Source organism: Edwardsiella piscicida, assembly GCF_021733145.1.
GTDB classification, from domain to species: Bacteria; Pseudomonadota; Gammaproteobacteria; order Enterobacterales; family Enterobacteriaceae; genus Edwardsiella; species Edwardsiella piscicida.
Genome location: NZ_CP090968.1, coordinates 2,051,933 through 2,067,757 on the forward strand (window position 1 = coordinate 2,051,933; position 15,825 = coordinate 2,067,757).

Annotated in this window: 13 protein-coding genes and 1 pseudogene; 13 read left to right on the forward strand and 1 reads right to left on the reverse strand. The window is 62.7% G+C overall.

Going from position 1 to position 15,825, the window contains the following annotated elements:
* The first annotated feature begins 224 nt into the window (after positions 1-224).
* The 3 genes from L1P05_RS09320 to L1P05_RS09330 are packed head-to-tail and all read left to right on the forward strand — an operon-like array spanning position 225 to position 3,009.
* A complete protein-coding gene (locus tag L1P05_RS09320) occupies positions 225-578 on the forward strand; it encodes a GtrA family protein (protein ID WP_012848780.1) in 354 nt (117 codons plus the stop codon).
* Positions 578-1,504 (forward strand): glycosyltransferase family 2 protein, encoded by a 927-nt coding sequence (locus tag L1P05_RS09325; protein ID WP_012848781.1) that lies wholly within the window; start codon positions 578-580, stop codon positions 1,502-1,504. The genes L1P05_RS09320 and L1P05_RS09325 overlap by 1 nt, the downstream gene beginning before the upstream one ends.
* Complete coding sequence (locus L1P05_RS09330) at positions 1,501-3,009, forward strand: glucosyltransferase domain-containing protein (protein WP_012848782.1); 1,509 nt, start codon at positions 1,501-1,503, stop codon at positions 3,007-3,009. The genes L1P05_RS09325 and L1P05_RS09330 overlap by 4 nt, the downstream gene beginning before the upstream one ends.
* 143 nt (positions 3,010-3,152) lie before the next feature.
* Here the strand turns inward: L1P05_RS09330 and L1P05_RS09335 are convergent, their stop codons facing one another.
* A complete protein-coding gene (locus L1P05_RS09335; protein ID WP_012848783.1) occupies positions 3,153-3,416 on the reverse strand; it encodes a hypothetical protein in 264 nt (87 codons plus the stop codon).
* A 408-nt stretch (positions 3,417-3,824) separates the two neighbouring features.
* Here L1P05_RS09335 and L1P05_RS09340 point away from each other — a divergent pair, with 408 nt between their 5' ends.
* The 10 genes and pseudogenes from L1P05_RS09340 (at position 3,825) to L1P05_RS09390 (ending at position 15,824) form a co-directional block, all read left to right on the forward strand.
* Positions 3,825-4,268: a GNAT family N-acetyltransferase gene (locus L1P05_RS09340; protein ID WP_012848784.1), complete on the forward strand. Its 444-nt coding sequence runs from the start codon at positions 3,825-3,827 to the stop codon at positions 4,266-4,268.
* A gap of 304 nt (positions 4,269-4,572) precedes the next feature.
* Positions 4,573-5,983, forward strand: a pseudogene (locus tag L1P05_RS09350) (undecaprenyl-phosphate glucose phosphotransferase).
* The gene (locus L1P05_RS09355; protein WP_012848787.1) at positions 5,967-7,256 is read left to right on the forward strand and encodes an outer membrane beta-barrel protein; all 1,290 of its coding nucleotides are present in this window, start codon (positions 5,967-5,969) and stop codon (positions 7,254-7,256) included. The pseudogene L1P05_RS09350 and the gene L1P05_RS09355 overlap by 17 nt, the downstream one beginning before the upstream one ends.
* A gap of 1 nt (position 7,257) precedes the next feature.
* Positions 7,258-7,809 carry a polysaccharide biosynthesis/export family protein gene (locus L1P05_RS09360; RefSeq protein ID WP_012848788.1) on the forward strand — a complete coding sequence of 184 codons (552 nt, stop codon included), beginning with the start codon at positions 7,258-7,260 and terminating at the stop codon, positions 7,807-7,809.
* 15 nt (positions 7,810-7,824) lie between these two features.
* Positions 7,825-9,927, forward strand: a complete 2,103-nt coding sequence (locus L1P05_RS09365) for a GumC family protein (RefSeq protein ID WP_012848789.1) — start codon at positions 7,825-7,827, stop codon at positions 9,925-9,927.
* Positions 9,924-11,141, forward strand: a complete 1,218-nt coding sequence (locus tag L1P05_RS09370; protein ID WP_012848790.1) for a lipopolysaccharide biosynthesis protein — start codon at positions 9,924-9,926, stop codon at positions 11,139-11,141. The genes L1P05_RS09365 and L1P05_RS09370 overlap by 4 nt, the downstream gene beginning before the upstream one ends.
* The gene (locus L1P05_RS09375; protein WP_012848791.1) at positions 11,132-12,514 is read left to right on the forward strand and encodes a hypothetical protein; all 1,383 of its coding nucleotides are present in this window, start codon (positions 11,132-11,134) and stop codon (positions 12,512-12,514) included. The genes L1P05_RS09370 and L1P05_RS09375 overlap by 10 nt, the downstream gene beginning before the upstream one ends.
* The gene (locus L1P05_RS09380) at positions 12,507-13,502 is read left to right on the forward strand and encodes a glycosyltransferase family 2 protein (RefSeq protein WP_012848792.1); all 996 of its coding nucleotides are present in this window, start codon (positions 12,507-12,509) and stop codon (positions 13,500-13,502) included. Before L1P05_RS09375 ends, L1P05_RS09380 begins: the two co-directional genes overlap by 8 nt.
* Positions 13,499-14,722 (forward strand): glycosyltransferase family 4 protein, encoded by a 1,224-nt coding sequence (locus L1P05_RS09385; RefSeq protein ID WP_012848793.1) that lies wholly within the window; start codon positions 13,499-13,501, stop codon positions 14,720-14,722. The genes L1P05_RS09380 and L1P05_RS09385 overlap by 4 nt, the downstream gene beginning before the upstream one ends.
* A complete protein-coding gene (locus tag L1P05_RS09390; RefSeq protein ID WP_012848794.1) occupies positions 14,712-15,824 on the forward strand; it encodes a glycosyltransferase family 4 protein in 1,113 nt (370 codons plus the stop codon). The genes L1P05_RS09385 and L1P05_RS09390 overlap by 11 nt, the downstream gene beginning before the upstream one ends.
* The last annotated feature ends 1 nt before the right edge of the window (position 15,825 follow it).

Sequence of the window (15,825 nt, forward strand, 5' to 3'; positions counted from 1 at the left end):
TATTCGCCGCGGCGCTCCCTATCATAAAGGATAGATAACATTTGAACCCTCTACCAGTTCGCTCAATAAAAAATAGAGCATCATCATTTAGTTAACCGTCGAGCCCTCGGCGTCGTGCCATTCAGACAAGCGACCGCACCGCCGCGCGCCGCGAAGAGGCAGAGTCGTCAATCTTCTCTATACTCAAATAAGCACTCCTCAGCCTAAGGCAGGACGTCCCGACGATGTTTATCAAATATGTCATGATCGGTATTTTGAATACCGCCTTGCACTGGGCGGTGTTTTTTACCCTGCACAGCCAGGCGGCCCTGTCGCAGTCATTCAGCAACCTGTATGCCTTTATCGTCGCCGTCACCTTTTCGTTTTTCTGTAATGCCCGCTTCACCTTTCAGGATCGCCCCACCCTGAAGCGCTATCTGCTGTTCACCAGTTTTATGGGATTTCTCAGCTGGCTGACCGGTCATCTCGGCGATCGGCTGCATATTGCGCCGCTGCTCACCGTCATGGCCTTTTCGCTGATCAGCCTGATCATGGGCTTCTTCTATTCCAAATACATCGTCTTCCGGAGCGCGGCGTAATGAAAATATCCCTGGTAGTCCCGGTATTCAACGAAGAGAGCGCTATTCCCCTGTTTCACGACGCGGTAAGGCAGTGTGACGATCTGGCGCCCTACCGCATCGAAATCGTCTTCGTCAACGACGGCAGCAGCGACCGGACGGAAGAGGTCATCTCCGGAATAATCGATGACGATCCGCTGGTGATTATGGTCAACTTTTCACGCAACTTCGGCAAAGAGGCCGCGCTGTTCGCCGGGCTGAAGTACGCCACCGGCGAGGCGATAATCCCTATCGACGTCGATCTGCAGGATCCTATCGAGCTCATTCCACAGCTGATCGCCCGCTGGCGCAACGGCGCGGACGTGGTGCTGGCCAAGCGCATCGATCGCACCTCAGACACGCTGATGAAGCGCCTGACCGCCAGCCTGTTCTACCGGGTGCACAACCAGATAGCCAACCCCAAGATCGAAATGAACGTGGGGGACTACCGTCTCATGAGCCGCCAGGTGGTCGATGCGGTTCTGATGCTGCACGAACGCAACCTGTTCATGAAGGGGTTGCTCAGCTGGGTTGGCTTTAAAACCGCCGTCGTCACCTACGCCCGCCATGAGCGGGTGGCCGGCAGCAGCAAGTTTAACTTTTGGAAGCTCTGGAACCTGGCGCTGGAGGGGATCACCTCCTTCAGCACCATCCCCCTGCGGCTGTGGACCTATATCGGCACCTCGATTGCGGCGTTTTCCCTGTTCTACGCGCTATACGTGATAATCAAAACGCTGATCTTTGACAACCCGGTCCCCGGCTATCCCTCGATTATGGCCGTTATTCTGTTCCTCGGCGGTATCCAGCTGATCGGCATCGGGGTGCTGGGCGAATATATCGGGCGAATTTACGTGGAAACCAAGCAACGGCCCCGTTTCATTGTCAAAGAGCTTAAGGGAAGAAAATGAACCATCTGCTGAAGCGGCCGCTCTCGAACCGAGATGCCTTTCTGTTTATCATCGCGCTGCTGCTGCTCTACGTGGTGCCGCTCATCCTGGCCAACGTCTATTACCGGGACGACACCGAGCGCATTCTGAACCCGGCCGCGCCCTGGTATACCTTAGGACGCCCAGGCGCCGATCTGCTGATGCGCCTGTTTACCTTCAACCTGTACGAGCTGACCGACACCGCGCCGCTGACCCTGCTCCTCGGGGTGCTGTTCTTCGCCTGGACGCTGGTGTATGCGGCGCGCCGCGCCGAGGGCACCCTCAGCATCGCCGCGCTGTCACCCTATATCCTGTTATTTTTTAACCCGTTTTTCCTGCAAAACCTCTCCTACAAATACGACAGCTTTCCCATGGTGGTCGCGCTGGCGCTCTCGATCTTAGCCTTTTTCTGCCCGCGTAACCGCGGTCTGCTCAGCTACCTGCTGCCGACCCTGCTGCTGTTTTGCGCCCTGACGCTCTACCAGCCGTGCGCCAATATCTTCATCGGCCTGTACGGCGCCAACCTGATGATCAACTTTCTCAAGGTCGAGCGGAGCCCGCTGCAGGAGACCGTTTGGGCGGCGGTGGTCATGCTGCTCACCAACTCGCTGTACATTCTGATCATCGACCACCTCTTGGCGCTGGGCGGCGGTAACCGCGGCAACATGATCGGCGCCCAGGACGCGCTGTTCTGGCTGACCCAGGACTGGTTGATGCTGAAAAAGCTGCTCACCTTTGTCCTCAGCAAGGAGCTGAAATTCCTGTTCTACCCGGCGCTGCTCTGCGTCGTCTGGATCTTTGCCCTGCGCCTGACGCAGTTCTGGCGCGCCCAGCCCCTGACGCTCAGCAGGCTGCTGTCGCTGCTGCTGATCCTCTGTTCGCCGCTGGTGCTGTTTATCGCCCTGCTGGGGCCGCTGTTCCTGCTGAAGGAGGGGGTGACCGACGTCCGCGTCCTGTGCGGCTTCTCCGCCACCCTGTTCGTGTTTGCCCACGCCGTCTACCAGGTACTGGCGCGCTGGCGCCCCGCCTGGCTGCCGCTGTGCACCCTGCCGCTGTTCTATTTCCTGGCCTTCAGCTTCCAGTACGGCAACGCGGTACGCAATCAGCGCGACTATGAGGCCCGCATATTTGGCTGGCTGAGCTATGACCTGCTCTCCCTCAACGCCACCGGCCACGGTAAGATCCTGCTCAACAACTACCCCGATACCGCGCCGGTAACCCAGAAGATCGTCGAACATCAGGCGCTGATCGACATGATGTTCAGCCCGGCCTATAACTGGACCGCCCGGCGCATCATCGCCTCCTACGGCATCAGCAATATCGACGCCGGCTGGGGGCCGGACTACCGCGATCGGCTGAATGTCCTCTGCGCTGAGCAAACGGCGCCGCTGCGCGACAATAAGTTTTACGCCATCTACGCCCTGAATGACGACACCATCGTCTGGCTGAAGAACAAGTACTTCACCGTCTGCGGCCCGGCACACTGAGACGATGCTCCCGGCGCAAAGCGCATGATTTCAGCCGGGAGTATTCACATAATGCGCGCCGCTATTCGGCGCGCATGTTTAGATAAATAAAAAAATAAAAAAATGGGCGGCCCTTTGGCCGCCCACCGAACATCATTAAACCATTACTGTTTCTGCGTCGCTTCGTTGCTCATCATCGTTTTTTCATGCGCGGCTTTCGATTTTTCCGTTGCCATGTGAGATTCTTTCTTCGCCTCTTCGTGCTTACCTTCCGCATGCAGCTTGGCGGCTTTTTTATGGTGTTTAACCACGGCCTCATGGTGCTGCGCAGCATCCTCATGCTTCACTACCGCAGTGTCTGCGGCCAGCGCTGAGAAGGAAACCACACCGGCGGCCAATGCAGCAACAGCGAATGCCTTTTTAAACATGATAATCTCCTTGTGAAATAAGTCCTGCATTAAAAACCTAGTACAACGCAGTAATAATTCAAGACCAAAAGTTAACTTTTGAAAAAAGAGCGCGCGCAATAAAAAATAGCCTGGAGAGGCTCTACAATAAGTATAAAATTATGCTATGAGCCGCCGTTGATTAACGCCGCGCCGCTACGTTGAGGCCCATGAAATAGGCACCGAGCCGCGCCTTGAATTAAATTCGCGCCCGGTTACACAAAGACACAGTTTAGCGCACGCAACCCCGGCACACTCGACAACGCGATAGCCCGGTTGCGCCGTCAAGGGGCAATCGCCCCTTCGTCGCCCGCGCGTCGCGTTGGCGACGCTTTACTCACACAGCACGTCGCAGCGGCGCCGCTGCCGCGGATCCAAAGGAGATATCCCATGTCGATTTACCCGGCGACCCCCGCCGATGCCGAACGCATCAACCCGCTGTTTATCGCCTATCGCCAGTTCTATGACGTTCCCTCCGACCCGGCACAGACCCTGCGCTATCTGCAGCAGCGCCTGACTAACGCCGAGTCGGTGATCTTTTACGCCGTCGATACGCAGGGAGAGTGCGTCGGCTTTACCCAGCTCTACCCGCTGTTTTGCTCGCTGGAGATGAAGCCGACCTGGCTGCTGTACGACCTGTTTGTCGCACCGCAGGCGCGCCGTCACGGCGTCGCGCGCGCGCTGATGCAGCGGGCGGAGGCCTTTGCCCGCGACGGCGGCGCGGCGTTTATCGGCCTGGATACCGGCACGGACAACACCCGCGCCCAGGCGCTGTATGAAGAGCAGGGCTACCTCCGCGACCGCGCCTTCTACCACTATCAACTGACCCTGTAAGCCTCCCGGGCCGGCGGGTACCCTCCGCTGGCCCTGCGCCAATCAAGGCGCCCGCCCTGCAACATCAAAAGAAAAGTCTGATATTAACTTTATTACCGACATAATTTACCATGTTACTATCTCGGTATGGCCTTTTATCAAGGATAAGCGCGTCACAGTCCGCAAGATGTATGGCGCCGTCCTGTTCGGTGTAAGCTACGCTTTCCCTGCGTCTTCCCGGATCGCAGAACGGTTGCCATCGTTCAGACAGTGATTATATTTAATAAACCGACAGAATTAATCATCCCCGTTAGGCGATAATTCAATGCAAAACAAACGATTGAAAGTCAGCTATGGCATCGCCACCCCCTTGGTCAGGGTGACCGACTTTCTGATGATTAACCTCTGCCTTATCGGTAGCGCCTGGATCTGGCTCAGTGACCAGCTCAACGTCGCCATCACTGTTAGCCTGCTGTTTTCACTCTCGTTCTTACTTATCGGTGAATATACCGGCATCTATCTGCACCGGATCAAAAAGATCAACTGCACCGAAATATCTCGCCTGGCCGCGACCCTGCTGCTGACCATCGCCTTTATCGAGGCCATCTACCTGGTGTTCCACTACCTGCTGCTCAGACACTATCTGCACCCCTTTCTGGGCCCCGATGTCATGACCTCGCTGTTCTGGTATCTGGCCCCGCTCTCCGGCCTGCTGCTGCTGCGCCTGCTGAGCTTTCTTTATCCACATGCGCCACACCCGGGTGCGGGTGGCCATTCTCGGCCTGACGCCCGGCGGACTCGCGGTAGAAAAAGCGCTGTTCAAAGAGTACGCCAACATGCGTCTCGACCTGGCCTTCTATGACGATCGCAGCGCGGGGCGCTTTAGCTACCTGACCAAGAGCCCCTACCGGGGCGCCGTCAGCCGCCTGATCGCCGAGGCCAAGGCGGGCCGCATCGACGAGGTCTATATCGCCCTGCCCATGGTCGCGCTGGAGCGTATCCGCCACTTTCTCTCTCTGCTGTCGGACACCACGGCCAACACCTATATCGTCCCCGATCTCTACTCCTACAGCACCCATGTCTCCCAGCTGCGGATGATCGGTAACATTCAGGCCATCAGCATCTTTGCCTCTCCCTTTGACGGCCCGGGCGCGCTGACCAAGCGCATCGAAGATCTGATCCTCGGCACTCTGATCATGCTGCTCATCGCGCCGCTGATGCTGCCGATCGCGCTGGTGATCCGGCTCACCTCGCCCGGCCCGGTGCTGTTCAAGCAGGCGCGCTATGGGCTAAACGGTCAACATATCAGCGTCTGGAAGTTTCGCACCATGCGGGTTCAGGAGAATGGTGACAACGTCATGCAGGCAACCAAGGGCGATCCGCGGGTAACCCCCTTCGGTGCCTTTCTGCGCCGCACCTCGCTGGATGAGCTGCCCCAGTTTATCAACGTATTGCAGGGCAGCATGTCGATCGTCGGGCCGCGCCCGCACGCCGTCGCGCACAATGAGCAGTACCGCCGATTGGTCGATAACTACATGATCCGCCACAAGGTTAAACCGGGTATTACCGGACTGGCGCAGATTAACGGCTACCGCGGGGAGACCGACACGCTGGACAAAATGGAGGGGCGGGTCCAGTACGATATCGACTACATCCAGCGATGGTCGCTGTGGCTGGATCTGAAAATCATTTTTCTTACCCTCTTTAACGGCTTTAGGCATGAGAACGCCTATTAGCCTGTTACTGCTGACCGGGCTGGGGCTAACCCCGGTCAGCTGGGCCGATCTGACGCCGAAGTCCCACATCGGGATCGCTGGCATCGATTTTCAGAGCCAGCTGGCCATCGACCGCGGCTACATGGGCAACGTGACCTATCTGCCCGCGGTCGCGCCGGCCCGCAACGCGGCCTTTTGGGGCGTCCGGCCGCAGCTACAGGCGCTCGCCGAGCGCGGGCAGGATCGCTATCAGCTCCACTACCGCGGCGACTACCGCCGCTATCGCCAGGCGGGCGCAGACGACTACCGCGATCACGATCTCGGCCTGCTCGCCCGCTGGCGCTATGGCGCCATGCAGGGGCTCACGCTGACCCTGCAGGATACCCTGGGCCACGAGCTGCGCGGACGCGGCATCAGCGAGGGCTTTCTGCCGCAGCAGTTCATCCGCTACGGGATCACCACCCCGCTGCGCACCACTCTGCAGGATGGTCAGCTGCGCTACAGCTACGGCGCCGATGAGGGGCGCGGCAAGGCGGAGATGATGCTCTCCTACCGACGCCTGCGCTACGGCAATACCCGCCAGGCGCAGCAGGCCGATGACGCGTTTTATAACTATATCCGCGAGCAGGAGTGGCACGAGAACGGGCAAACCCTTGAGCTGTTCGACCAGTACAGCCCCCAGACGCGTTTCCGCTACAGCCTGGTGACCCACCAGCGCTACTACCGGAGCAATGGCCAGAAAAACAGCAACGAATACTCTCTGCTGTACGGCGTCAAAAGCCAGCTGACCGGCAACAGCGCCATCGATGCCAACGTCTCCTGGCTGTATAAGACCTTCAACGCCGACCCTGCCCGCCCCTTCAGCGGCCTCAACTGGGACGTCTCGGCGCGCTGGCAGCCCCATCCGCAGCGCAGCGTCGTGCTGCACAGCGCCCAGCGCATCAAGGACCCCTCCCAGGTCGGCGGCTATATTTTGGTGTCCGAATACGGACTCTCCTATACTCAGGATCTGTGGCGTAACCGGCTGTCATCCACGCTGGACTACCGCTATCGCACTGAGGATTACAAAAAGCAGGCGGATAGCCGCCGCGATCGCAACGCGATCCTATCGCTGGCGTTGAACTATGACTTTCGCCCATCCATCTGCTTTCAACTCAAATACATGCGCGACACGCTGCGCTCCTCTAAGCGCAGCGACCTCTTCTATATCGGCCCCGATGAGGATCAGCCGGTGGAGAGGACCCTCGGCTATGACAACGATCTGATTATGTTTACGGCAAAGGTGCAGATTTAACGTGAAATGGATAAAACGGAACGTCCTGCTGCTGGTCGGCTGCCTGCTGACGGCCTGCAGCTCAACGCCCCCCCTGCAGGATCCGCCCGATCCGCAGCCCCGCTACCTGCTGGGCGCCGGGGACACGGTCAATATTCTGGTCGCCGGTGAGCCGGAGATGAGCATGCGCCTGACGCTAGACAGCAGCGGCACCCTCAACTTTCCCTATATCGGCACCCTGACGCTCTGCGGCAAAACCCCGCAGCAGGTGGCCCTTGAGCTCACCGAGCGCCTGCGCGGCGACTACCTGCGCCAGCCGATGGTAACCGTCAGCGTCGCCCAGTTCCGCGACTTCTTTATTCTGGGCCAGGTGAAGCGCCCCGATGGCTATGCCTACCAACCGGGGCTTACGGTAGAGAAAGCGCTGGCGCTGGCCGGCGGGTTCACCGATCGCGCCGATCACGGCGACTTGAGCATTCGGCAGGCCGGCAGCGACCGTCTGTTGAAAAATGTGGCCATGACCCACAGGGTGCAGCCCGGCGACACCGTCATCGTCGGCATGAGTTTCTTTTAGCCTATGAGACAATCCATGGTAGCGCGCGGAAGCCAGCGCGAAAGCAGTATCGATTTTGCCCCGCTGGTGCGCGCCCTGCGCCGCCAGGGCGGGAAGTGTCTTCTGGTCGCGCTGGTCGCCGGGCTGCTCGCCTACCCGCTGATCCGGATGCTGCCGCAGCACTATACGGCGCACGCCACGCTGCTGCTCAAGGCCCAGCCGGATAACATCACCCCGCTGCCGCAGGTCTCCGGCTACGATGCCTCGCGCAGCGACTACTACCAGACCCAGTATGCGCTGATGCAGTCCCGCAGCGTACTGATGCGGGTGATCAACACGCAGGGGCTGCTGCAGGATCCCGCCTTTAACGGCGGCCTGCGCGACGACGGCCCGGAGAGCCTCCGCCTGCGCCAGGCGAATGCGCTGGAGCACCTGCGACAGAACCTGACCGTCAGCGGCGTGCGCGGCACCCAGCTGGTGAGCATCGCCTATGAGTCCACCTCGCCCAGCCAGGCGGCGCAGATAGCCAATGCGGTAACGCAGGCCTATCTGGCGGAAAACGTCGCCCAAAAGCAGCGAAAAACCCTGGCGGCGCGCGACTGGAACCAGCGGCAAATGCGCGAAGTTCGCGCGCAGGTGGACGCCCAAAAGGCGCAGATAGAGGCCTACCTCAAGCAGCAGGGGATCCTGACCTTCCGCGGCGTGGACGGTTTTCAGACCGAAGAGCTGGGCATCGTCACCAACCGCCTGGCCGACGCCACCCAGCGGCGGATCGCCGCCCAGGCGCAGTATGATGAGGTACGCCAGGCCGTCGCCGGCTCGCTGGAGAACGCCCTCTCCGTCCCGGCGATTGCCGACCACGCCCAGATCCAGGATCTGCGGATTGCGCTGATCCAGACCGAACGCAGCCTGTACGAGCTGCGCAAACGCTATGGGCCGGACCACCTGCAGATCCGCCAGGCCCAGGCCCAGGTCGCCGCGGTGCAGAGCCAGCTGCATCAGGTGTTGACGGAGCTGGTCGAGGGGATCCACCGCCAATACCTGGCGGCTCAGGATGACGAGCGCCGCTATCGCCAGATGCTGACGCAGCAAAAAGTCGATTTTCAGGGGCTGACGGCCAAGCGCGACCGCTACAACTCCATGCAGACGACCCTGAACAAAACCGAAGAGCTGTATAAATCCCTCTACCAGCGGGCGCAGGAGCTGACCCTCTCCGACTCGCTGGAGCAGGCCGACGCCGAGATCGTCGATCCCGCGATCGCCCCGGTGCACCCCGCCAAACCCAACCGGACGCTGCTGCTGGCCATGGTCATCACGCTGGCGCTGACGATCGCCCTGCTGTTTAGCGTGGTGCGCGCCGCGCTGGATACCCGGATCTACACCCTGAGCCAGCTGGCCCGGCGACTGCGCCTGACACCCCTGGGCGAGCTGCGCGTCTTTGACGACGCGGGCGATGGCGCGCGGCTGGCGCAGGCCATCATGAGCAATCCCGCCGAGGCCGAGGCGCCGTATGCCATGCGCACCCGTCTGCTGCTGGCGTCATCGCCCGCACAGGTCCTGGCGCTGGTCTCCGTCGACGCCCGCGAGGGCCGCTCGCTGTGCGCCGCGCTGCTGGCCCGCGCCTTCAGCGCGGATCGTCGTACCCTTCTGATCGACATGGACTATCTCAATGACGACGGCCTGTCGACCGCGCTGGCGCCGGCAAGCGACGCCGGCCTGGCCCCGTGGGTGATGAGCGACGCCGATGCGCCGCCGTGCGTCCCGCTGAGCGGGCAGCTGGATTTCCTGCCGCGCGGTACCCTGAACGGCTCTGCGCTGCTGCTGCTCTCCTCGCCGCAGCTGGCGCAGCGGTTGACCGAGCTGCGCCGCCGCTACGCGCAGATCGTCATCGACCTGCCGGCCCTGAGCCAGGCTCAGGATAGCCGGCTGGGCGCCGCGCTGGCCGACGCCTGCGTGACGGTGGTTCAGGCGGGCCGCCTCCCTACGCCGCCGCTGATCCAAGCGCTGGCGGCGCTGGACGGACTGCCCCAGGCCGGCGTCATCCTTAACCGGGTCACCCGCGCCAATCTGGAGAGCCGCGAGGCGCTGCGGGCGCTCAGCGTGGGCATGGCTCTGACGCTGCCGGCCACAAAACCATGAACCTGCTGCGCGGCATCTCCACCCTGGCCGGATCGTCGGTGCTCTCCCAGCTCATCGGCGCCCTCTCCCTGTGGCTGGTCTCCCACCGCTATGGCATGAGCGAGGTCGGCACCTATGGCCTGATGTACAGCATGGTGCTGATCGGCGCCCAGGTCAGCACCTTCGCCTCACAGCTGCTGATCCCGCGCCAAACGGCGGAGACGCTGGGGCAGAACGTCGCGTTCTGCCTGCTGCAGAGCCTGCTCCTGGCGCTGCCCTATGCCCTGCTGTGCGCCTGGCTCTTTCAGCGCAGTCCGCTCCAGCTCTACCTGCTGACCTGGAGCTACGCCCTGGTGCTGATCGCCGAAAACCTGTGCCTGCGCGATGGGCACTACCGCGCCCTGGCGCTGCAGCGCCTGGCGATGTCCGGCGTCGTCGTGGCCGCCCTGCTGCTGACGCGCAGCCCCGCCCAGTTCTACTGGGGCTGGACGCTGGCCATGCTGCTGCTGATGCTGATCTGCCTGCTGTGCCGCCTGCGCCACCAACGCCTCACCCGCCGCCAGCTGGCCCCCGCGGCCAATCTGGCCTTCGCCCGCGCCCACTGGCGCCACCTGAGCCGGGTCGGCAGCGCAGAGGTGCTGGCCATGGCCAACAACAACCTGCCCATTATCCTGATCAACTTTTGGTTCTCGTCGCTGACGGCGGGCTACTTCGCCATCGTCAGCCGCTTTTGTCTGGCGCCGGTGATGATCGCCGGCAACGCGGTGCGCAGCGCCATCTTTTCCCGCTGGTCGGCCGACTTCCGCCAGCGGCGCTTCAACGCCGCAGAATACCGGCGAATTCGCCTGCTGCTGCTGGGATTGGGGGGCGCCGCCGTCCTGGGGGTGGCCACGCTCTATCCGCCGGTGATGCACCTGGGGCTGGGCCACGGCTGGGCCGACTCCATCCCCACCTCCCGCTATATGCTGCCCTATCTGTTCGCCGCGTTGGCCATCAGCCCCCTGACGGTCATTGAGCTGATCTTTGGCTCCCACGCCTATTTCCTGCGGATCCAACTCGATCAGCTGGCGATTATTCTGCTGGCGCTGCTGGCGCTGCCGGCTCTGGGACCAGGCTACGGCGTCAGCCTGCTGCTGTTCTCCAGCCTGACGCTGCTGCGCTATGGCTTTATCTTCCGGCGCATGAACCGACGGGCGCAGCAGCTGCGCCAGCGAGGGGTGACGCCATGCGCCTGAATACCGGCACTTATTTACAGGCGTACCTCTATATCACCCTGATCGTCTGCGGTACGGCGCAATACTTCAGCGGCATCGGCGCCATTCTGTGGATCCCCTTCTTTATGACCCTGGCGATCCCCGTGCTGATGCTGCTGCAAAACCGCACCGAGCGGCTGGATCTGACGCTGCCGGAGCGGATTATTCTGCTGCTGTACCTGGCCTTTATGGCGCTGAGCACGATCTCTACCCTGCTGCAGGGGGGGCTGACGGTGACCCTGGTCGGGTTCAAAAACGAGCTGGCCCTCTCCCTGATCGCGATGAGTCTGCTGCTCGGCTTTTGTCGCGAGTCGCAGGTCTACCGCCTGCTGCGCAGCCTGGACTGGGTGTTCTACGCCCAGTTTCCACTGGTGATCATCCAGATCCTGTTTATTCTGCCCAAACGCATCGCCCTGCGCGGCGAGAGCGAGATGTGGGACGCGGTGGTCGGCACCTTCGGCGGCGATCCGATGGGGGGCGGCAACACCGCGGCCCTGGGGCTATTTTGCCTGCTGATCATGCTGCTGAAGGTATCGGCGTACCGTCACGGCGTCATCTCCCTGCGCTCGGCGCTGCTTCACGTGGTGCTGGCCTTTGCCCTGTGCGTGGTCGGCGAGGTCAAGTTCGTCATTCTGCTGGCGCCGCTGCTGCTGCTGCTGGTCTGGGTGATGCCCAGCTACCTGCGCGGCATGGGGCGGATCAACCTGAAATCCCTGCTGCTGATCCTGCTGGGCGCGCTGCTGCTGGTGGCGCTGGCGATCCTGGTCCTCGCCTCCGGCTACACCGCCGCCTTCGGCGGCGAGCAGGGCCGCAGCGCGCTGGCCATCTTTTTTGACTCCATGGGCTATATCGTCGATCCCCATTTCATCATGCCATCCGGCGAGCTGGGGCGTCTGACCACCCTGTTCTTCTGGCTGCAAAACAACGATCTATGGGGCATCTCCAGCCAGCTGTTCGGCTACGGACTCAATGCGACCAACAGCGGCAGCAGCGTCTCCGCCGGTTATCTGCACACCCTGTTTAACCTGATCCTCGACGCCACCTCCCTAAGCATGCTGCTGTGGGAGGTCGGTATCGTCGGCACCCTGCTGTTTATCGGCCTGATCGTCGCTATCCTGGCGGCGACCTGGCCCCGCCCGTTACTCTCGCCGACGGGCCTGAGCGACGCGGATCGCTATCTGCTGAGCAGCGCCCCGGCGCTGACGATCTTTGCCATTGGCTGCCTGCTCAGCCTGCCCTACAGTCAAATACTGATGATCATCCCCATGCTGCAATGTCTGTTTTATCTGGCGCTGGGCGCCCTGCTGGTGATCCGACGCGGCGTACGCCACTACCGGGAGGCGACCAATGACTGAGCGCCCGTTTATCACCGTGAGCATTAAGACCTTTAACGAGGCGCAGGGCATCGCGGCCACGATTGACAGCGTACGGCGCCAACTGGCCGACTACCCTCACCAGATCATCGTCGCCGACGGCCTATCGACGGATTCTACCGTCGCGCTGGCGCTGGCGCAGGGGGCTCGGGTGGTCACCCTGACCCACCCAGCGGATCGCTGCTGCGGCGTCGGCCACCAGATGGGCTACCTGTTTAGCCAGGGCGAGTATCTGCTGCTGCTGGACGGCGACATGATCCTCGCCCCCGGCTTTATCGACGCCGCGGTCGACTTTTTATCCCACCATCCCGACTACGCCGGCGTGGCGGGCCAGGTCGAGATGGATGACGCCGCCAACCATGACTTTCGCTCGCGCCGGCAGCGTCTGGCGCGCATCTACCCGCTGGGCGACTGCGATCACCTGGGGGGCGGCGGCCTGTATCGGCGCAGCGCCATCGCGCAGATAGGCTACCTGACCAACCGGAATCTGCACGGCCTGGAGGAGGCCGAGCTGGGCATGCGTCTGGGGGCCGCGGGCTACCGCCTGCGGCGGCTGGCCATCCCCTACTTTCGCCATCGCTCTCACGCGCTGCCGACCGCGGCGATGCTGAAATACCGCTGGCGCAGCGGCTTTCTATGGGGGCCCGGCGAACTGCTGCGCAGCGCATGGGGCAAGCCCTACGTCGGCGCCGCGCTGCGCTGCGTCAGAAACGAGCTGCTGTTTACGCTCTACCTGCTGGCGCTGCTGCTGACCCTGCCCGCCCTGTGGTTTAGCCCGTGGCCTCTGCTGCTGATGCTGCTGCCGCTGGCCGCCTTTACCCTGCGTAAAAGCCTGCAAAGCCGCTCGCTGGCCGACGGTGCCCTCAGCGTTGTCACCCTGACGCTGTTTGCCGCCGGCCTGCTGCGCCCACAGCGCGATCCGCGCCAGCCGCCGGCGTGCCGGGAACGCGTCGCGGAGGGACGTCTATGAAGGTCGTTCTGGTCAATAAATTCTTCTTTATCAAAGGCGGCGCGGAAACCGTCTATTTTCAGCAGCGCGATGGGCTGCGGCGGGCCGGGGTTCAGGTGATCGACTTCTCCATGCAGCACCCGCGCAACGCCCCCTCCGCCTATGCGGCGGACTTTGTCTCCAACGTGGACTACCACCGGCAAGCAGGCGTCACGCAGGCGCTGAAAACCGCCTGGCGCTTTATCCGCAACGGCGAGGCCTGCCGTCGGCTGCAGGCGCTCCTGCAGCGAGAGCGACCGGATATCGTCCACTTTCACAATATTTACCACCAGCTGACCCCGGCGCTGATCGGCGTGGCGCAGCGCTTCGGCTGCAAGACGGTGCTCACCGCCCACGACTATAAAATCGTCTGTCCGGCCTACTCCTGCCTGCGCGACGGCCACCCCTGCGAGGCCTGCCTGACCGGCACGGTATGGAACGCCTTTCGCTACCGCTGCCAGCAGGGCTCCGCGACAAAAAGCCTGCTGCTGACGCTGGAGGCGCTGTGGCAGGATCTGGCGCGGGACTACCAAAAGCTCGATATGATCGTCTCGCCCAGCCGCTTTCTCCGCGATCTGCTCCAGCGCCGCCTGCCGCAGATCCCCATGACGGTGATCCCCAACGGCCTCGATGACAGCCAGCCCTTTAGCGCGGGTCAGGATCAGGGCTATTTCCTGTTCGTCGGCCGGCTCAGCCCGGGCAAGGGGGTCGCGACGCTGGCGCAGGCCCACGCGATGATGGCGCACCCGCTGCCGCTGAATATCGCCGGGGACGGCCCGCTGTTCGACGCGCTCGCCTCCCGCTTTCCGACGGCGCACTTTTTGGGCTACTGCCAGCAGGGGGCGCCGCTGGATACCCTGATCCGCGGCGCCCGGGCGATCGTCGTCCCCTCCGAAAGCTATGAAAACTGCTCAATGGCGGTGCTGGAGGCTATGGCCCAGGGTAAACCGGTGATCGGGGCGCATATCGGCGGCATTCCGGAGCAAATCCGCGACGGCGTCGAGGGGCTGCTGTTCCCCCCCGGCGATGCCCGGGCGCTGAGCGCGGCGCTGAGCCGCCTGGCGGACGATCCGGCGCTGGCGCGACGTCTGGGAGAGCATGGTCGCCGCCGCCTCTGCCGCCATTTCTCGCTGCATCAGCACACCCAGGCGCTGCTGGCGCTCTATCAACGATTACTGCGCGGACAACATCATGAAGAATAAGATAATCGTACTGGGAACCCGCGGGATCCCCAACGTGCAGGGCGGCGTAGAGACCCACTGCCAGCGGCTGTACCCGGCGATCCTGCAGCGGGCCGCCCTGAATATCTGCGTGCTGGCGCGCGCCCCCTACGTCAGCTTCCGCCGCGGCGCCTACCGCGGCGTGCAGATCCGCGCGCTGTGGGCCCCCCGGCGCCGCGCCCTCGAAGCCATTGTCCACTCGCTGCTGGCGGCCGGCTACTGTCGCCTTCACGGCGCGGACCTGGTCCATGTGCACGCCATCGGCCCCGGCCTGGTGGTGCCGCTGCTGCGCCTGATGGGGCTCAAGGTGGTCTTCACCCACCACGGGGCCGACTACCAGCGGCAAAAATGGGGCTGGCTGGCCCGGCGTATGCTGATGCTGGGGGAACGCCTGGCCGTCCGCTACGCCAATCAGGTGATCGTCATCTCCGCCGGCATCGAGGCGCTGGTTCGCCAACGCTATGGCCGCGGCGATGCCCACCTGATCCCCAACGGGGTCTGCGCCCCGGCGCCGCTGCCGTCCCAGATAGCCCGGGATACGCTGGCGACATACGGACTGCAGGCCGGGAGATACCTGGTGGCGGTCGGGCGCTTTGTCGAAGAGAAAGGGCTGCATGATCTGATCGACGCCTACCGCCTCAGCGGCGTCACGCTGCCGCTGGTGCTGGTGGGGGATGCCGACCATCCGGATGCCTATAGCCGCCGGCTGAAACGGCTGGCGCACCAGACCCCTAACGTGGTCCTTACCGGCTTTCTGCGCGGCGAGCCGCTGCAGGCGGTCTTTTCCCAGGCGGCGCTGTTCGTGATGCCCTCCTACCATGAGGGGCTGCCGATCGCCCTGCTGGAGGCGATGTCCTACTCCCTGCCAGCGCTGGTCAGCGACATTCCGGCCAATCAAGAGGTGGGGCTGTCGCCCGACGCCTACTTCCCGCGGGGCAACGTCGCCGCGCTGGCGGCCGCGCTGCGGGAGCGCGCCGCGCTGCCGCGCGAGGACTACCGTTCGCTGCTCACCCGCTACGACTGGCAGCAGATCGCTGACCAAACGCTACGGGTCTATCATCAAGCCAATCATTCAATAGGTTAAC